General features: G+C 47.5%; 14 protein-coding genes. 10 read left to right on the top strand and 4 right to left on the bottom strand.

Annotation, left to right across the window (positions count from 1 at the left end; translation table 11 throughout):
* The first annotated feature begins 8 nt into the window (after positions 1 to 8).
* From DWZ76_RS02385 to DWZ76_RS02345, 8 genes are all read left to right on the top strand, one after another.
* Positions 9 to 680 carry a response regulator transcription factor gene (locus DWZ76_RS02385; RefSeq protein WP_117796784.1) on the top strand — a complete coding sequence of 224 codons (672 nt, stop codon included), beginning with the start codon at positions 9 to 11 and terminating at the stop codon, positions 678 to 680.
* Positions 680 to 1723, top strand: coding sequence for a HAMP domain-containing sensor histidine kinase (locus DWZ76_RS02380; RefSeq protein ID WP_118471713.1), 1044 nt, complete (start codon positions 680 to 682; stop codon positions 1721 to 1723). The genes DWZ76_RS02385 and DWZ76_RS02380 overlap by 1 nt, the downstream gene beginning before the upstream one ends.
* Before the next feature lie 31 nt (positions 1724 to 1754).
* Positions 1755 to 2816: an FUSC family protein gene (locus DWZ76_RS02375; protein WP_118471711.1), complete on the top strand. Its 1062-nt coding sequence runs from the start codon at positions 1755 to 1757 to the stop codon at positions 2814 to 2816.
* 120 nt (positions 2817 to 2936) lie between these two features.
* Positions 2937 to 3158, top strand: a complete 222-nt coding sequence (locus tag DWZ76_RS02370; RefSeq protein WP_227589456.1) for a calreticulin — start codon at positions 2937 to 2939, stop codon at positions 3156 to 3158.
* 151 nt (positions 3159 to 3309) lie between these two features.
* Entirely contained in the window at positions 3310 to 4542 is a 1233-nt protein-coding gene (locus DWZ76_RS02365) for an ATP-binding protein (protein WP_117796787.1), read from the top strand.
* A 349-nt stretch (positions 4543 to 4891) separates the two neighbouring features.
* Positions 4892 to 6532, top strand: a complete 1641-nt coding sequence (gene hcp / locus DWZ76_RS02355) for a hydroxylamine reductase (RefSeq protein WP_118471709.1) — start codon at positions 4892 to 4894, stop codon at positions 6530 to 6532.
* A 307-nt stretch (positions 6533 to 6839) separates the two neighbouring features.
* Complete coding sequence (locus DWZ76_RS02350) at positions 6840 to 7325, top strand: YbaK/EbsC family protein (protein WP_118293332.1); 486 nt, start codon at positions 6840 to 6842, stop codon at positions 7323 to 7325.
* 26 nt (positions 7326 to 7351) lie between these two features.
* Positions 7352 to 8188, top strand: a complete 837-nt coding sequence (locus DWZ76_RS02345) for a Tim44-like domain-containing protein (protein ID WP_118471707.1) — start codon at positions 7352 to 7354, stop codon at positions 8186 to 8188.
* Positions 8189 to 8318: 130 nt separating this feature from the next.
* Here DWZ76_RS02345 and DWZ76_RS02340 read toward each other — a convergent pair whose 3' ends face one another.
* The gene (locus tag DWZ76_RS02340) at positions 8319 to 9272 is read right to left on the bottom strand and encodes an alpha/beta hydrolase (protein WP_118471705.1); all 954 of its coding nucleotides are present in this window, start codon (positions 9270 to 9272) and stop codon (positions 8319 to 8321) included.
* 71 nt (positions 9273 to 9343) lie between these two features.
* Positions 9344 to 11152: a phosphatidylglycerol lysyltransferase domain-containing protein gene (locus DWZ76_RS02335; protein WP_118468992.1), complete on the bottom strand. Its 1809-nt coding sequence runs from the start codon at positions 11150 to 11152 to the stop codon at positions 9344 to 9346.
* Between the two features lie 489 nt (positions 11153 to 11641).
* Here DWZ76_RS02335 and DWZ76_RS02330 point away from each other — a divergent pair, with 489 nt between their 5' ends.
* Positions 11642 to 12832, top strand: coding sequence for an iron-containing alcohol dehydrogenase (locus DWZ76_RS02330; protein WP_022359140.1), 1191 nt, complete (start codon positions 11642 to 11644; stop codon positions 12830 to 12832).
* Positions 12833 to 13022: 190 nt separating this feature from the next.
* Here the strand turns inward: DWZ76_RS02330 and DWZ76_RS02325 are convergent, their stop codons facing one another.
* Positions 13023 to 14312 carry a RelA/SpoT domain-containing protein gene (locus DWZ76_RS02325; RefSeq protein ID WP_118471703.1) on the bottom strand — a complete coding sequence of 430 codons (1290 nt, stop codon included), beginning with the start codon at positions 14310 to 14312 and terminating at the stop codon, positions 13023 to 13025.
* A 413-nt stretch (positions 14313 to 14725) separates the two neighbouring features.
* On the opposite strand from DWZ76_RS02325, the gene DWZ76_RS02320 reads away from it, so the two are divergent.
* Entirely contained in the window at positions 14726 to 15709 is a 984-nt protein-coding gene (locus tag DWZ76_RS02320; RefSeq protein ID WP_118471701.1) for a 3'-5' exonuclease, read from the top strand.
* 158 nt (positions 15710 to 15867) lie between these two features.
* On the opposite strand, the gene DWZ76_RS15440 is transcribed toward DWZ76_RS02320, so the two are convergent.
* Complete coding sequence (locus DWZ76_RS15440; protein WP_347560912.1) at positions 15868 to 18237, bottom strand: TIGR01906 family membrane protein; 2370 nt, start codon at positions 18235 to 18237, stop codon at positions 15868 to 15870.
* Between the last annotated feature and the right edge of the window lie 274 nt (positions 18238 to 18511).

Genomic DNA, 18511 nt, shown 5'->3' with positions numbered 1-18511 from the left:
AGAAGAGCGTGTTTCAAATATTAATTGTAGAAGATGATAAAGAATTAAGCCAGCTATTCCAAAAAGTGCTTGAGAAGAATGGATATCAGGTCAAAAGTGCATCGGATGGAGCACGGGCATTAGAAATATTGGATAAAGAGTATATTGATCTGATCATTTCCGATATTATGATGCCGGTTATGGATGGTTATGAACTGGTGTCGAAACTCCGTTCAGCAGGATATCAGATACCGGTACTTATGATCACTGCGAAAGGTTCCTTTGATGATATGCGCCAGGGATTTCTTTCGGGAAGTGACGATTATATGGTAAAACCGGTAAATGTGAATGAAATGGTTTTAAGAGTCGGAGCACTGCTTCGCCGTGCACAGATACTGAATGAACACAAAATTGTGATCGGTTCAACAGAGTTTGATTATGATGCAATGACGGTTACAACTGATAAGGAAAGTCTTGTTTTGCCTAAAAAAGAATTCCTGCTTTTATATAAGCTTGCAGCTTCGCCAGGCAGAACATTTACAAAACAACAGTTGATGGATGAAGTATGGGGATACGAGACGGAGGCAGACCCACATACGATAGAGGTACATATAGGAAGAATCAGGGAGCGTTTGAAAGATAACCCTGATTTTGAAATCGTAACAATGCGTGGAATTGGATACAAGGTGGTGAAAAAATAATGGAACAAAAGAAAGAAAAAGGATTGCGGATCCGATCCTGTCTGACTGGTGCAATCTGGCTGGCACTTGTATTTTCAACAGTCATATCTGCGTTATTAGTTGTTTTTTTGAATCATTTTTTTAATCTGCCTGGTAGCATACCTGTGCTTGGCTGGCTTTTGATTTTTAATACATTGATTGCAGGGCTGATTACTTCCTTTATCAATGCAAGGTTGCTGGAACCAATTACCAGACTCAGTAAAGCAATGAAGGAAGTTTCGCAGGGAGATTTTGAACAGCACTTGGAAACGAACAGCCGTATCGCAGAAGTTGGAGAATCTTACCAGAGTTTTAATGTGATGACAAAAGAGCTTCGTGCAACAGAAGTACTGCAGATGGATTTTGTCTCCAATGTTTCTCATGAGTTTAAGACCCCGATCAATGCCATTGAAGGATATACAATGCTGCTTCAGGGAGAAGAACTGTCTCCGGATCAAGAGGAATATGTAGAAAAAATCTTATTTAACACCCAAAGACTTTCAGGATTGGTTGGTAATATTTTGCTGTTATCCAAGTTAGAGAATCAGAACATACCAATGAAAAAAACAGAATATCGTTTGGATGAACAGATCCGTCAGGCATTTCTTTCCCTGGAGACAAAATGGACAGAAAAAGAAATTGGTTTTCAGGTAGAATTGGAAGAAGTTAAATATACTGGGAATGAAGGACTTTTTATGCATATCTGGATAAATCTTTTGGATAATGCGATTAAGTTCAGCCCTTCAAAGGGGACAATTACGATGTTTCTGAAACAAGAACAGGATTCTGTTAAGTTCATTCTGGAAGATGAAGGACCAGGAATAGAGGATGATGTAAAATCCAGAATATTTGACAAGTTCTATCAGGTAGATGGATCTCATAAAGCAGAAGGAAATGGTCTCGGCCTTGCACTTGTGAAACGGATCGTAGATAGTGCTGGCGGGACGATCAAGGCAGAAAACCGGGAATATGGTGGATGCAGATTTGTTGTAGAGCTTCCAATACAGAAAGATGAGGCCATATAAGTTTAAGAAAAACAGATAGAGGAGGAATTACATGACATTTTATCAGGAATTGCAGTTAAATCAGGCAGGTTCTAAAAACTTGTTGAAAAAGAGTGAAACAGTGAAAGAAAAATCATATCATATGCTGGTATATTTGGTAAAGATAGCTGTTACAATGGCATTTTGTTTTTTATTTGTTACTATTTTCAGTATCTTATTTGGAAATGAGAATAGTATTGTGGGTGTAGTAGTTTTATTATGCCTTATGGTATTTCGGAATGCGGATCTGGGGATCCACACCGGACAATCTACGATGCTTTTGGCTTTGTTCTTTGTAATTATGACTGTATGTCCGCATTTAGCAAATCAGTTTTCACCGGTACTTGGAATGCTGTTAAATATTGCGGCACTGGCTGTGTTGATTCTGTTCGGATGCCATAATCCATTCATGTTTAATCAATCTACATTGGTTCTTGGGTATCTGCTGCTATATGGTTATGATGTTACGGGAAAAAGCTATCAGATGCGATTAGTTGGAATGGCTTTAGGTGCAGCACTTACCTGCTTCGTATTTTATCGAAATCATAAAAACAGAACTTATAAAAGAAATCTGAAAGATCTGATACAAGAATTTGATATCACTTCTTCCAGAACAAAATGGCAGATATGTCAGATTTTATGCGTACCGATTGTCCTTTGCATTGCAGAACTTTGTAATATGCCACGTGCAATGTGGGCTGGTATTGCGGCCATGTCCGCGATTTTGCCGTTTATGGAAGATATGCACTACAGAGTCCGTAAAAGGATTGTCGGAAATATTGCAGGTGTTATATGTTTTACAGTATTATATTTTCTGCTTCCTTCGTCAATCTATGCATATATAGGAATTCTTGGTGGAATCGGTGTAGGACTTTCTGCAAAATATGGCTGGCAGGCAGTATTTAACACATTTGGTGCTTTGGCCATTGCTACAGAGAGTTATGGACTAAAAGGAGCAGTTGGTCTTAGAGTGATTCAGAATGTTTTTGGCGTTGTATTTGCATTAATATTTTGTGCTGTGTTTTATTGGCTTATGTCAAAAAAAGGAAACGTGGTAACCGTAGATGCAGAATAACGTGGGATGGAAAGAAAAAGGGTTAATCCGGAAATGGCAGCTTTGCTGACGAGTCTGGCGAAGAGTATGAAGATGTAAGGGAAAATTTAAGATCTGTTGGCTTTGGGAAGAATCCTAAGGGTGACAGATCTTTTTTTATACCTGCCTATCTTCCTTCATTTTAACACAAAGGTATTCTTCGTATTTAAAAAAGTCCAGGAAAAGAAGAAGGAACAGGAAGCGGCAAAGCCTGATCCGGATGCTGATTATGTGGACGATGACGAGGACTATGGGTACGATCCGGAGTTTGAGAACGATGATGCAGATAGCTCTGTCGATGAAGATGATAATGAACCTGTGTAAACAGGATAGGCTTGATGCCTGGGGCAGCCTTCGGGTTGCCTTTACATAATTTCCACTTTCAAAAAATAAAAAATTTTATGTTTTTGAAAGCGACATCTTGCATATACTATTAGCAGACAGTATAATAAGTACAGTGAAGCGGTTTCGAGAAATGAAAAAATTTCAATTTTTGAAAGCGGGTGACGATATGAAAACAATTACGAGAGCAAAATATCTCAATAGAATCATTGAACTGAATGACACTCCTGACATCAAGATCATCACGGGCATTCGTCGATCCGGTAAGTCCAAGCTGATGCAGGCGTATATTGAGTATCTGAAAAGCCATTTTGAAAACATCAATATCATATTCATTGACTTCATGGATTTGGCGTATGAAGAAATCAAGGAATACCATGCCTTACACGCCTATGTGGAAGAACATTATCAGGAAGGTAAAACGAACTACCTGTTTGTAGACGAGGTTCAGATGTGTCCCAAGTTTGAGTTGGCAATCAACAGCCTGTACTCTAAGGGAAAATACGACATCTATGTAACCGGCTCCAATGCTTTCCTGTTGAGTGCGGATCTGGCAACTCTGTTTACCGGACGCTATATTGAAATTCATGTGTTTCCTTTCAGCTTCCAAGAATATTGCCAATATTATGATGATGTTAGTGATAAAGATAAGCTCTTTGATGATTACGCTATCAAGGGCGGTTTAGCAGGTTCTTACGCTTACAGAACCGAAAAAGACAGAACAAACTATATCAAAGAGGTCTACGAAACGATTGTAACAAGGGATTTGGTGCAGAAATATGCGCTCCCGGACACTTTGGTTTTACAGCGTCTGAGCGAGTTCCTTATGGATAATATCAGCAACCTGACTTCTCCTAATAAGGTCAGTCAGCTACTGACAGCAAATGAGACTCCGACCAATCATGTAACCGTCGGCAAGTACATTAAGTATTTGTGCAATGCTTTTGTATTTTATGATATTAAGAGATACGACATCCGAGGCAAGAAATACCTTGAAAGCTCTGAAAAGTTCTATTTGTGTGACAGCGGTATTCGATATGCAATACTGGGAAGCAGAAATATGGATTATGGCAGAGTATATGAAAACATCGTTTGCATCGAACTTCTTCGCCGTGGATACGATGTCTATGTCGGCAAGCTCTATCAAAAGGAGATCGACTTTGTTGCTCAGAGAGGCAGCGAGAAGATTTATATTCAGGTCAGTGACAACATTTCCGGGCAGGAAACATTTGAGAGAGAATGCTCTTCTCTGCTTCAGATCCGAGATGCTTATCCGAAAATGATTATTGCCAGAACCAAACATCCAAAATATAGTTATGAAGGAATCGAAATCCATGATATAGCCGATTGGTTGCTACAAGAATAAGCAGGGCGAAATATCTCCGTCATTCTCTTTTGAAATGATGGAGATATTTTTATGTTGATGGAGATTCAGGGACAGAAAACTGTGTCCGGTTGCAAAATTCTTTCTGAACTTTTTACATAGCAGTCATGCATTACGGTGTGTGGCTGCTTATTTTTTTGCGAAAGGAGCAGATGCAAATGAAATTAGTTTTGGCTGAAAAGCCTTCGGTTGCACAGAGCATTGCCAAGGTGCCGGGTGCAAACAAACGTGAGGAGCGGTAAACTTTTGGCTCTATCCCTATCAAGAATATAAATCACGCGAAATGCAGATTATATCTAAGACACGATAGATGCGATAGGAGGAGTGAACAATGGAACAGAAAATGTTTTGTTATCAATGTCAGGAAACGGCCGGATGCAAGGGCTGTACGGTGGTCGGTGTCTGCGGTAAGCAGCCGGATGTGGCGGCAATGCAGGATTTGCTTGTGTGGGTGACGAAGGGTATCTGCGCGGTGACGACACGGCTTCGAGAGGAGGGACGTGCGGTGGCAGATGAGGTCAACCATCTGGTTACCGAAAATCTGTTTACGACGATCACGAATGCCAATTTTGATAAGGCGGCGATTGAAAAAAGGATTGAAAAGACGCTGGAAATGAAGACGGCACTGTGGGAGCAGCTGGAACGTCGGGACAATCTGCCGGAGGCGGCTGGCTGGACAGGTGAACCGTCTGAATTTATAAAAAAAGCGTCGGAAGCGGGCGTTCTGATCGGGCAGAACGAGGATATTATTTCCCTTCGCAGCTTGATTACGTATGGCTTGAAAGGTTTGTCTGCCTATACCCGGCATGCGAACGTTCTGCTGCAGGAGGACCGGGAGGCGGATGCATTTTTACAGCGGGCGCTTGCGGCGACGCTGGATGACAGCTTGAGTGTGGATGATTTGATTCACCTGACGCTGGAAACTGGCGAATATGGTGTCCGGGGAATGGCGCTTTTGGATCGAGCAAACACAGAGACTTATGGAAATCCGGAGATTACTACGGTTGATATCGGTGTCGGAAGTAATCCGGGTATTCTGGTTTCGGGACACGATCTGCGCGATATGGAAATGCTTCTGGACCAGACGCAGGGAAGCGGCGTCGATGTATATACGCACTCGGAGATGCTTCCGGCGCAGTATTATCCGGCATTTAAGAAATATCCGAATTTTAAGGGTAATTACGGCAATGCGTGGTGGTGCCAGAGGGAGGAATTTGAGACGTTCAACGGACCGATCCTGATGACAACGAACTGCATCGTGCCGCCGAAGGACAGCTACAAGGATCGCCTCTACACAACCGGTGCGGCGGGATATCCGGGCTGCACATATATCAACGGTGGAATCGGAGGAAAGAAGGATTTTTCAGTGATCATCCAGCATGCGAAGCGCTGTGAGCCGCCGGTCGGGATTGAGCAAGGACAGATTGTCGGCGGCTTCGCCCATGCACAGGTGCTGGCACTGGCAGATAAGGTAGTGGATGCGGTCAAATCGGGAAAAATCCGAAAGTTTGTCGTCATGGCGGGGTGTGATGGGCGTGCTAAGAGCCGCACTTACTACACCGATTTTGCAAAGGCGCTGCCGGAGGACACGGTAATTCTGACGGCTGGCTGTGCGAAATACCGCTACAATAAGCTGAATCTGGGCGATATTGAAGGGATTCCGCGTGTCCTAGATGCGGGGCAGTGCAATGATTCATATTCCCTGGCGGTCATTGCGATGAAGCTGCAGGAGATTTTTGGGCTGGATGACATCAACGACCTGCCGATTATTTACAACATTGCCTGGTATGAGCAGAAGGCGGTCATTGTTCTTCTGGCGCTTCTCTCACTCGGTATCAAGAATATCCATCTTGGACCGACGCTTCCGGCATTTTTAAGTCCGAACGTGGTAAATGTATTGGTGGAGAAGTTTGGAATCGCGGGAATTGACAGCGTGGAGAGCGATGTGGAATTATTTTTCGGGGAGAAGTGATAAATACAGGACGGAACTGGTAAGAGGGAATCGAAGAAAGCCGGAATTTGGATCTGAAATCTGGAGATAGATTTGCAAAAAATCTGTGTTGGTTTTACAAAAAGCGGTCGGAACGATCTTGAAAATGGCAGTTAGTGAAATAGGGGGCGGTTCTCTGGCAAATGCAGGGAACCGTCTTTTTTCGTCTATAGAAATATTGATATGGAAAATGAAAGTGTGATATGATGGGAAAGATGAATGAGTTCTAAAATATAAAAGAAATTGATACGGCAGATCAATCGATAGAGGATGCGGGAGGAAAACAGCCATGTCACTGGAAAAAGCAGAAAGTTACTTAAAGGAAGCCGGATTTTTGGATCATGTTATTGAGTTAAAAGAGTCCACAGCGACGGTTGCGCTGGCAGCGGAGGCATTAGGCGTGGAGCCGGGGATGATTGCGAAAACGATGTCCTTTTTACAGGGAGAACAGCCGGTATTGATTTTGACAGAAGGTACTGCGAAAGTGGATAACCGGAAATATAAAGATACGTTTCACGTGAAAGCAAAGATGATCCCGTTTGAGCAGGTGGAGGAGGTTACCGGTCATGCGCCGGGTGGGGTCTGCCCGTTTGGTATCAAGGATGGAATTGAAGTGTATCTGGATGAGAGCCTGAAGCGTTTTGAGACGGTTTATCCGGCAGCAGGAGACGACCACAGCGCGGTACGTCTCACGATCCCAGAGTTGGAAGAAGTGTCCGGAGCGAAAGGCTGGGTGGATGTCTGCAGGGAGCCGGAGGATCAGCAGCACGAGTAGGTGTGGGAGATTTTAGGAGAATTCATATGAGAGATGTGAAAGCAACGGGGAGAAGCAGGGGAGAAAATGAAAACGGCGGAATCAGGGTGGGTTCCAGATTGGGAAAGAAAGGTCGCCTGTGCCGGAAAATGTTCGTCCGCCTGCTTTGCCTGACAGCAGCCATGATGGTTCTTGGATCTTTTACCGCCTTTGCCAGAGCGGGAGGTGCTTCCGGCGGCGGAGGCGGCGGAGGTGGCGGAGGTGGTTCTTCCCATCATCATACAAGCAGCAGCCGGGGACAAGGCGGACGGGCGGGTGCGTTTCAGGCGCTTTTGCTTACGGGAACCTTTGTGATTCTGGGAAGTGCCGGAACCATTACATACCTGCACCGGGCAAAAAAGAAACAGGCGGCAGCCCGTGAAAAATTGAAAGAATTTTCCATCGGAGAAGATCATTGGGATCGGAGTGAGATACAGGAGCGGGTGCGGGAATCATATTACCGGATTCAGGAATGCTGGCGGGATCGAGATCTGGAAAAAGGGCATCCTTACCTGAGCCAGAAGATGCAGCAGGAGTTTCAGACGAAATTTGAGTGGAGCAGGATGCGCCATGAGGTGTTTGTCATGGAAGGGATCCAGCTTCTGGATGCGATTTTGGTGGAAGCGGAGAATGAGGACGGCGACGACCGCGACTATATCTGGTATTTGATCCATGGAAAGATGATCGACTATGTGTATCACGAAGAAACCGGAGAACTTTTGAAGGGATCCCGGAAAATGGAAGATTTCTTCGAATATTGGAGGTTTGTTCTGGAAGATGGAAACTGGGTGCTGGATGAGATCTGCCAGAAGGAAGAAGTGGATAATGGGCGGAAGTTGTGCTGAGAGGTGCTTTGAGTGCTCGAAACACGACAGCTGCGGATGCTGTCCGGTGGATATGCTTGAAGAGGAAAAGTATAGAACCTAAAAGTGAATGGAGCAAGGAAAGCGGAGCAGCAGGAAGAGTGAGGAGACTTTAGCTGCGGCGCAGAAATGCCAGAATTGCGCGCAGATAAGGCGCCGGTGTCCGGAATATGGAAGTATGCCGTCCCCCGGTCATTAAAAGAAGCCGACTGGTTGGAATCTGCCTTGCTAACCAGCGGGAGTGTGAGGGCTTAACGAGATCCCGGGTTCCGGCGATCAGCAGCACAGGAACGGAGATGGTTTGCAATTTCCGGGCACTTAAACGGGGCGAGTGAAGTAAAAGAGAAGTCAGATTTCGGCGGCGGAGGACGCGGTGCGTCAGCCGGGTAAGAAAGTCAGGCTTCTTTTTTTGTTCTGCCGGAATCCGGGGGAAAATTGACACGAAATGACGTTGCCTTTCTTTGTCGGCACAAACTGCGGATGTGGCGGAAACAGAGAAATTCTTCTGAAATGGCAGGGAAACTTTCGGGGTGGACAGTGCAGAGACCACAGAGGACCCGGAGGATGCAGAGGCAGAAGAGAAGCTGCATTTTAAAACAGGCAGCAGGAGATTCCCCAGGAGATTTAAAATGCTGTGCAGCATTTGGGCGGCAAGGTATAGCGGCGTGAGAAGCCCGTCCGGTGAGGCGTTGGCGCTGATACAGATGAGCTTTTTCAGCCGCTCCGGGTATTTGCATGCAATCTCTAGCCCGATATTGGCACCATCGCTGAATCCCAGCAGGTGGACGGAGGAAAGATGTAAGTGGTTAAGCAGGGCGATAACGTCGTCTGCCATATCCTCTGTAGAGAACCCGTGGAGCGCTGTGTGGACAGACAGCCGGGAACGCCCATGTCCCCGGCTGTCCATCAGAATCACCTGAAAATCGGGCAGAAACGTGCGCAGAAATGGATAAAAGACGGCAAGGGACTGGCTGTTTCCATGCAGGATAAGGAGCGGTGTGCCGCTGCCGTACTGTTCATAGTAGATTTCTGCGCCGGAGGTGGTAAGATAACCGGAATGTTTCATCGTAAGAGCGCCTCTTTTCTGGTAAAAAAATGAAATTTATCAGGCTGCATCCAGCATGATAAAAGCTGAGTTTAGTCTGCCTTTTTATCTGCATCTGTCTGCTTTCTTGTGTCGGGCTGCTTCGTGCTGGAAGAAGCAGTCCAACTTACCTGGCGAGATGGTTTACTTTGATGTGTCGGGGAAGTCCTCTTGTTTCTCAGTCGCTGCGCGCATCCTTTTACCAGATCCTCCGCTGCCTCGCGGATCTGATGCGGATTCTGAATCGTCACAAGGGCATAAAACATGTCTGGTGTTGGAATCTTCGGCAGGTAAATATAATAAGAAGGAACCCATTCGGTCGGGCTGTATTTTTCCTTGGCACGGTAGAGATCGCGGAATCCATAACAGTCATTCAGGTGGTTGTAAGCGAAGCAGAGCAGCTTTTCGACCGGATTAGAGCTGTCATTTTTCAAGCCAGCGAGCGGGGCAACACCGAGGCTGCCATACTCAATGCCCTCGTCTTTGAAAACCTGAAATGCGTCGTAAAGAATCGTCTCCATCACGCCGCTCGGTGCGCCGGTTCCGTGGCGGGTGACGTCCGCCATGTAGCCTCTTTTGCCGAGAAATGGGACAAACACGATGAATGCCACGATTTTTCCGTCGGCGTCGGTGGCGTAGAAATAACGCTTGTCCATCGGATTTTCCAGCCCGACAGTTCCCATAACGAAAGTCAGCATCGAACTCTTTTTCTGTTGCAGCCATTCGTTCGTGATGCGGTTCAGATCTGCCTCAATCTGTGCATCCCGCTGTTTCAGCGGGCAGTATTCATGGACGACGACCCCGGCTTTCCGGGCGTGGTTGATGTTCATACGCATCTTGGCGCCTTTCTTGCCAGAGATTTCATAGTCCGCAAGGTGGAAACGGGCTTCCTCCCCGTTTTTGACCCATCCAAAGCCCTGCTTTTTATATTCTTCCAGAAAATGGTCAGTGACGCTGATAAAAAACAAGTTGTGAGCGCTGCGCTGGCAAAATTCTTTAAATTCTGCCAGGAGAACCGGAAAATCGCTGTCCGCGCAGATGGGATCGCCGTTGATGACGATGGTGCTGCCGACGACTCCGTAGGGGATGACGCCGTCTACCTTCTGACCGAAATATAGGAGTTTGTCATCCTCCAGCGTCAGGTAGGCGCTGGGATTCTGGCTGTACAGGTTGACGAGGGTGCGGGCATGCATCAAATCCGAAGCATGGCTGACTGGATGCAGCAGCCATGGGCGGACCGCATACAGAATGGAGGCGAGGATGCAGCCCCAACTGAACCAGAATGTAACCAGTTCGACTACATGTGTTTCACGTGAAACATTGCTCGGATTTCCCATGCCGAAAATCATGGCAGTTCCCTGAATGAGACTATCCATCAGCGAGTCAAGAGAGGTTTCTCCCAGCGGTTTTACCGAAAAATGATAGCTGATACCGGCATTGACGATGATGCCTGCCAGTGCCAGCAGCAGAAACAGGAGAGAGCGTCCGAGGCTGCGCCGGTCAGACGGGCAGCAGAAGTCCTTCCGAAAACACAGGAGAAGCAGAAATAATACGGCTTCTGCCAGGTGGAACGGAAGATACAAAGGCGAAGAAAGTGCTGTCAGCCCGCGTAAAAAGCTTAAAAACAGCAGGATAACAGCAATGTTCCAGGCGGCGCGCTTCCGTTTCCAAAGCTGGAAGGTCAGGATGAAGAGCACGACAGAAAAGGCACGCTGTACCATGTGCCCCATTTCCAGAAGGATACCGACGCGGTTTGCCAGTCCCAGCCCTGGCAGGAAGCTGAGAATAAAAAGTACAAGGGAAAGAACGCCAAGTGCGCCGATCAAGGTGTTTTCCAGTTGGATTCGTGAGTTCTGTTTCATATTATAATGTCCTCCGTGTCAGTCTTGTACAGATATAATCTGTAAGGTGCTATGAAACGGGCATAAGCGCACAGGCGGCTTATGCTTGCCCTTGTTATAGTACGGAAAAACAGGGATGTCAAGATAAGATTTTGCATGGAAATAGGAGTGGAGAAATTCCGTTACTGTTTACGGGTAGGCACTTTTGGAAGCGAAGGTGCCGTAAGAAAACATGGTGGCAGCAGGAATTCTTTATGATAGAGGCAAAGGCACAGGGGGATTATGCAGACAGAAAAGGAACGGTTCAAAATGGAGAAAAGAAGCAGTTTGTTGGATGATTGACAAGCGAAGAACGCAGTTTCTATGGAAATCAAAGTAATAAAATGTAAAATTTTTGAAAAATACACAAATATATCAAAAGTGAATAGTTAAAACAGTTGAAATCCACCAGAATGCGTGCTATAATCTGGACATAGGGTGGTTAAAAAATTAACAGGAGGTAGTATCAATATGGCTAGATTTACATTACCGAGGGATCTCTATCATGGAGAAGGATCTTTAGCGGAACTGAAAAATCTGAAAGGCAAAAAGGCAGTCGTTGTCGTTGGCGGTGGTTCCATGAAACGCTTCGGTTTCCTTCAGAAAGTAGAAGATTATCTGAAAGAAGCTGGCATGGAAGTGGCTCTGTTTGAGGGAGTAGAGCCAGATCCGAGCGTTGAGACCGTTATGAAGGGCGCAAAGCTTATGCAGGAATTTGGTCCGGACTGGATCGTAGCGATCGGCGGTGGTTCTCCAATTGATGCAGCGAAAGCGATGTGGGCATTCTACGAGTATCCAGATACCAAGTTTGAGGATCTGATCACTCCGTTCAATTTCCCGACACTGCGTACAAAAGCAAAATTCTGCGCGATTCCGTCTACTTCTGGTACAGCAACTGAAGTTACGGCATTCAGCGTTATTACCGATTATCATAAGGGTATCAAATATCCGTTAGCAGATTTCAATATCACACCAGATGTAGCGATCGTGGATCCGGAGCTGGCTGAGACCATGCCGCAGAAGCTGACCGCAAACACCGGTATGGATGCGATGACCCATGCGATCGAGGCGTATGTATCCACACTTCATTGTGATTACACCGATCCGCTGGCACTTCACGCAATCAAGATGATTCATACCTATCTGGTTAAATCTTACAATGGCGACAAAGAAGCGAGAGCACGTATGCACAACGCACAATGCCTGGCAGGTATGGCATTCTCCAATGCACTGCTTGGTATCGTCCATTCTATGGCACACAAGACAGGTGCAGCTTACTCCGGCGGACATATCGTTCACGGTGCAGCGAATGCGATGTATCTTCCGAAGGTTATTAAATTTAACTCCAAGGAACCAGAGGCAGCTTCCCGTTATGCAGATATCGCGAAGTTCATCGGTTTACAGGGAGACAGCGACGAGGCTCTGGTTGACGCTCTGATCGCCGAGATCAAAGAGATGAACAAGCAGTTAAATATCGCTCCGAGCATTAAGCTCTATGAGGGCGGAATCATTGACGAGAAAGAATTCAATGACAAACTGGCAACCGTAGCAGAGCTGGCAGTTGGCGATGCATGTACCGGTTCCAACCCGCGTTCGATCAATCCGGAGCAGATGGCGAAACTTCTGACCTGTTGCTTCTATGATACAGAGGTTGATTTCTAATTTAAGAAGCTTCTGAATTTGGAATGCAAAATTAGAATGTAAAACATCGTGTTTCGATGTTGGAAGCGGTTCTGAAAAGAATCAAATATGTAAAACAAAGAAGCCATCCGGCTAAAAACTGGATGGCTTTTATCATTGTGTTTTTTGTTAGCTGGTGTTTTACTTTTTTGGTGATTGGCGCGTTTGTGTCCTATGTGTTTTCTGCGTGGCTGTTTTTCTCACCGTTTTCTCCGTCTGCCATTGCGTCATGCTGTCCGGTCAGCTGTGCCAGAAGTGCTTTCGCTTCCTCCGTACAGCGGAGAAGCTGTGCCTGGTCCGGCAGCTCGATGTCGTGGATCAGGACATTCCGCAGCTTGCGGAGCTGGACAATCTGGTTGATCATTTCTTTGTCAAAGAGATCCATCCGCTTGAGTGTATTGATATTGAAGGCACCGCGGGAACGCGTCGAGGTGCGCCGTGCAGTCTTGTTGAGCAGGCGCTCTAATGGCACCCACTCTTCGAGGAACTGGTTGACTGCCTGCAGGGTTTCCGGTGAGGCGGTTTCCGGTTCCGCCCGCAGCTCCTGGTAGCACTGGTAGCGCTTTTCATTGCCGGAGATAATCTGATCGATGATCTGCTGGGAAATGGTGCGCCGATCCTTTTCAAATTTGACAGACCGAAGAATCGGGGTAATATCTTTGAGACCGGTGAGCTGTAAACGCTGCAAAAGCCGGTAGAGCAGGGCAATATTTCCCATTCGAAGTTCGATGTCCTCGGTTTTGAGATGGCTGCTCAGGAAATTATAGAGATAGGACGCCAGCTCGTACTGGCTTCCAAACGCGGCATTGCGGCTGCGAAGCCGCTCATTTCCGGCTGCCTGTAGGCGTTCCAGCGCGATCTCGCCGGCAAGGACCAGACCATTTAACTCATCTAAGATCGACAGCTCTTCCTCGGATAAAGTTCCCTGCATTGGCTTGTAAATCAGATCATGTTCAACCTCGGACCAGGCGTGCATGATCAGGGACGCCACCTGGATCTCGATGCGCGCCGATTCGTATTTTTTCTGTGATTCATTCAAAATTTCATCGCGCATCCGCGCGCGGTAATGGTTCGCCCAATAGCCGGAAAACCGTTTGTGGTAAGTCGGGGGTTTCGACTGTTCCGGGAACTGTTTAAATTCCAGGATGTTGAAAAGCTCCGAGATGATCGCATCTACCTTGCCGCGGTCACCGGGGAAATACAGGGAGACGCGTACACCGGACAGATCGGCAATGTCGTCGTAGATTTCCTCGATTGTCTGGTATGGTTCTTCACGTCTGGAATTGCGCCGCTGCACTTTTGTGCGGAGTCTGGCGGGATTCTTGGCGCGAGAGGTCACGATCGCCCGGATACCGGCATTTTGCAGGGCGAGCTGGAGTTTCTCTGCCGCGAGCCGTCCGGCTGCGTCGTAGAACGTCCATTTCATCTTGTATGTATCGATAAATTGTTGTATTAAATCCATAAGCAGCCCCTCCCAAGGTGCATAATAAAGCTTAGAAGAAAGCATTCTGATAAAAGAAATGCTTCTTCGTTCTATCATGAAGTATAGCAAAGATGGAAGCACTCTGCCAGTGGTTCTATGTAAAAAATATGTTACTGTACACGCATACGTGTCCAGTAACGGAATTTGCCGTGGCTTCGCATTTAAATACGGCAAATTCCTGCTGCCACCACGTTTTCTTACGGCACTTTCGGTTCCAAAAGTGCCTACCCGTGTATAGTAACAAAAATATTACTGTCCCCACATGTGTGCCCGGTAACCTAATATGGACTTATACACAGATTTGTGGTAAAGTTATGGACAGTGACAACGTGAAGAAAGAAAAGTAAGAGGTAACGCAGAGAAAACGGAACCGTTACAAAGAGACGAGAATTATGGGACAGTTTATAGTATTGGATCTGGAATGGAACCAGAGTCCGGCGGGCAAGGAAGGCTCGATGAATCGGCTTCCATTTGAGATTATTGAGATAGGCGCGGTAAAATTAAATAAAAATCTTCAAATCATTTCGGAATTTCGCCGTCTGATCCGCCCGCGGGTGTACCGGCAGATGCATTATAAGATATCAGAAGTGACGCATATGTCGATCGAGCAGCTTGACACAGAAGGCGAGGATTTTGTGCGTGCGATGACCGAATTTTTAGAATGGTGCGGGGATGATTACCGGTTCTGTACGTGGGGCTCGATGGATCTGACCGAATTGCAGCGGAATATGGTGTATCACGGGATGGAGCTGCAGTTTCCATCGCCGCTTCTCTATTATGATTTGCAGAAAATCTATGCCCTGATCCACGGCACCAAGCAAAAGGAGTCGTTAGATACCGTGGTAGAGGAATTGCACCTCACGGAAGATCGCCCGTTCCACCGGGCGCTGGATGATGCGTACTACACGGGGCGTGTCATGAGTGAGATGGACTTTTACAGCATGATGGAGTATGTTTCAGTGGATTATTACCAGCCGCCGCTGACGGAGGAGGAAGAGATCTACCTGGAATTTCCAGAATATGCGAAATTTGTGTCGCGTGAGCATGAGACGAAGGAAGAGATTTTGGAGGAACGGCGTGTGGCGGAGATGGTTTGTTACAAATGCCGCCGGACCTTGCGGAAAAAGATCCGCTGGTTTTCCTCAAACCAGAAATTTTACTTCTGTCTGGCGGTCTGCCCGGAGCACGGTTATATGAAGGGAAAGATTCGGATGAAGAAGTCGGAGGACGGCTCGTTCTTTGCTGTTAAGACGACGAAGCTGGTCGGTGAAGAGGGAGCGGCCTACGTGGAGCAGAAGAAGGAGGAAACGAAGAAGAAGCGCGCGGAACGCAACAAGGCGAAGAAGTCTGGAAAGGCGGTAGAAGCAGCCGAGTAGGGTGAAGGCAGCCGAGCGGATGGAGCGTATGAAATAGAAATTAGAGAAAAGAAAAAATTCATAGAAAAGAGTTACTGGATATGGAAATGTTTCTCCTGCCTGTTTAGAGTAAGGTAAAAGAAGAGAATTTCCACATCTGGTAACTCTTTTTGTGTCAGTTATGGGATTTTATGCGATCGTTTCTTCCTTTTTTTCGCCAGCGCCGTTCGGCGGTCCTGCATCATCAGGTCGAAATCTGCTTCGGACATTCCGCTGTCGCGCAGACGTTCCGCGCGCCGTCTGCGGCGTTCTGCGAGGGCGTCCTCCTCCTGGCGGCGCTGCATCTGGAGAAAACGGATGCCGGCGGTGACCGCGCCGATCACGACAAGAATGGCGGTCAGTGCGGCGATGAATGCCGGTGGAACGCGGACGGAAATATGAAACAGCTGTCCAAAGGATTTACCGGTGGAACTATTTTCCTGATTAGCAGCCGATTCGGGCGGATTGGAGAGCGGCAAGGCCTCCGAGGAGCCGTTTGAGAGGGCAGTGTCGGAGCTGTCCTGCGCGGTAGCTGTTGCCGCCTGGGATACGAGCTTTTCAGGAATATCTGCCGCTGTCTGGCTGCTGTCGGTGAGGGTCAGATATGCCTGGCCAACCTTGTGATCGCCGAGCGAATAAGTGACACAGGCGATCGTGCCGTCCGGTGCGCCAGCCGGGATCTCATAGTCGAAGGAGGTCGTTGTCTCCGAGAAATCCGCTGTTTTTGGAAGTACCACGCGGCTATCTGGGTCGATGGACAGGGATTCGCCCCCGGCGGTAGACACATCTGCAATTTTTAAATCTTTTCCGATATTTGAAAAAGTTTGATCATAATCTGCAATTTTGACCGACTGGAAATTGTTAAATCCAAAGTCGAGTAGCCGGCAGGTATCCTCATACTGCGTGTTGTTGCTGTGCAGGATGACGGTAATCAGTGTCGTATCGCCCTGTCTGGCACCATTGACCAGTGTGTTGAGGGCGATGGAGGTATAACCGGTTTTGCCGCCGAGGACGTCCGGACGGTAGTACTGCGGCCAGTTCTTTTTGACCAGCTTATTGCCCGGGGAGATGCCCTGTCCCTCGGGATTTTTCTGGTTCGGCGGCAGTTTATAGTAGGTTGTCTCGACGATCTTGGCAAACGTAGGATTTTCAAATGCCGCCCGCGTGATGAGCGCCATGTCGTAGGCGCTGACATAGTGTTCCTCGTTATTCAGACCGCTCGGATTTGCAAAATGCGAATCCTGGCACCCAAGCTCGGCGGCTTTTTCATTCATCAAAACAGCAAATGCATCAGCGGAGCCAGCAACGTGCTCGGCGAGTGCGTTGGCAGCCTCATTGGCTGATTTTAAAAGCAGGGCGTAGAGGCAGTCCTTGACGCTGGCAGTATCGCCTGTATCGTATCCGGCGCTGCTGCTGTTGGACTCCACGTTGTAGACCGCGCTCTCGGAAAAGGTGACCGTCTCATCGAGGGAACAGTGCTCCAGAACGATGAGGGAGGTCAGAACCTTCGTGATACTGGCGGGAGAGTAGGTTTCATGGATGTTTTTTCCATATAAAACGACTCCGGTGTTGGCGTCCATGACGATCCCGGCATCGGAGTCAATGGAAATGTCCGCTGGCCAGTCGGTGGAGGCAAGCGCCTGCATCGGGGCGGCGAGCAGGGACAGCAAAAGTGTACCAATTAAAAACAAGGACAACTTGCTGCCTGTGCTGCCAGCAATTTTCGTCTTCAAATCCGGAGCAGCCGGGTGGCTGGAACTACCTGGAGAGCTGCCGCCTCCGGAATTTCTGGAATTTTCTGCTCCTGATTTGCCCCTGCGGTGTTCCCGCAGGATACATGCAAGACAGAGAAGAAACAGGGCGCCGGTCATCAGGCAGAAGGTGATGCCGATCCGGGCGGCGGTGTCCATGAAAAATGGTTCCGGCACGATGTTGATCAGAAGATCGGTCCGCGGATCGAGCTGCCAGAGATCGTTGGTAAAGAAGATTTTGTGGAAAATAATAAAATATTTCGTAAAATCAGTGGAAATGATCCCGGCAAGCAGGGCGGTCACGCCCAGAAATAAAACCGTCCCGGCGCAGAGCATCCGTGGCAGCAGGTGTTTTAACGGAACCTTGAAAAGTGCCAGCAGTGCAACCGATGCCGCTGCCAGAAACAGGCAGAGGCGGCGCAGCGCCAGTCCTCCGAGAAAGAGGTTGCGGACATCCGCCATGTGCGCCTTCTCCCTGGCGTTGAAAAATTCGCGCGGCGTCCCGTCTACGACGGTGTCAATGTTCAGATCGTCGCGGCTGCCGCGCAGATACGCCATCATCTCGTCCGTCACGTAAAGCAGGTCGTCCATTTCCATATGGACATCATCGGCAACCTGGTAGCGGGTATATTCATTTTCATAATAATGCGGCGTCCAGTAGGCGACGGCTTCCACCGAGGTGATCAGAAACACGATCATCAGACTGAAAGCACAGATAAGCCCCAGAAGCCAGCTTAAATATGTTTTTTTCTGTGTCATATAAAACCTTTCGCGGCTGTCAGGTTGTGGTACAGCTGCAGCCTTTTATTTTATGTGATAAATTTGTAAAGAGGTCGTTTGTTCTATTTTCCCTGAAACGGCTCTGTATGTTAAAGTTTCCGCTTCGCTATCCAGTATAACAGTTTCGGGGAAGCATGAAAAGGCGAGAAATGGAAAAATATGTGAAATTTTTGTTACTGTTTACGGGTAGGCACTTTTGGAACCGAAAGTGCCGTAAGAAAACATGGTGGCAGCAGGAATTTGCCGTATTTGA

It is taken from the genome of Clostridium sp. AF35-15, from assembly GCF_003477745.1.
GTDB classification, from domain to species: Bacteria; Bacillota; Clostridia; order Lachnospirales; family Lachnospiraceae; genus Otoolea; species Otoolea fessa.
This window is presented reverse-complemented; position numbering and strand designations above follow the sequence as displayed.

Coding starts and splice junctions, on each gene's coding strand:
- DWZ76_RS15440 (WP_347560912.1), bottom strand. CDS start 18,237: ATGACACAGAAAAAAACATATTTAAGCTGGCTTCTGGGGCTTATCTGT.
- DWZ76_RS02380 (WP_118471713.1), top strand. CDS start 680: ATGGAACAAAAGAAAGAAAAAGGATTGCGGATCCGATCCTGTCTGACT.
- hcp (WP_118471709.1), top strand. CDS start 4,892: ATGGAACAGAAAATGTTTTGTTATCAATGTCAGGAAACGGCCGGATGC.
- DWZ76_RS02320 (WP_118471701.1), top strand. CDS start 14,726: ATGGGACAGTTTATAGTATTGGATCTGGAATGGAACCAGAGTCCGGCG.
- DWZ76_RS02330 (WP_022359140.1), top strand. CDS start 11,642: ATGGCTAGATTTACATTACCGAGGGATCTCTATCATGGAGAAGGATCT.
- DWZ76_RS02350 (WP_118293332.1), top strand. CDS start 6,840: ATGTCACTGGAAAAAGCAGAAAGTTACTTAAAGGAAGCCGGATTTTTG.
- DWZ76_RS02340 (WP_118471705.1), bottom strand. CDS start 9,272: ATGAAACATTCCGGTTATCTTACCACCTCCGGCGCAGAAATCTACTAT.
- DWZ76_RS02325 (WP_118471703.1), bottom strand. CDS start 14,312: ATGGATTTAATACAACAATTTATCGATACATACAAGATGAAATGGACG.
- DWZ76_RS02365 (WP_117796787.1), top strand. CDS start 3,310: ATGAAAAAATTTCAATTTTTGAAAGCGGGTGACGATATGAAAACAATT.
- DWZ76_RS02375 (WP_118471711.1), top strand. CDS start 1,755: ATGACATTTTATCAGGAATTGCAGTTAAATCAGGCAGGTTCTAAAAAC.
- DWZ76_RS02345 (WP_118471707.1), top strand. CDS start 7,352: ATGAGAGATGTGAAAGCAACGGGGAGAAGCAGGGGAGAAAATGAAAAC.
- DWZ76_RS02335 (WP_118468992.1), bottom strand. CDS start 11,152: ATGAAACAGAACTCACGAATCCAACTGGAAAACACCTTGATCGGCGCA.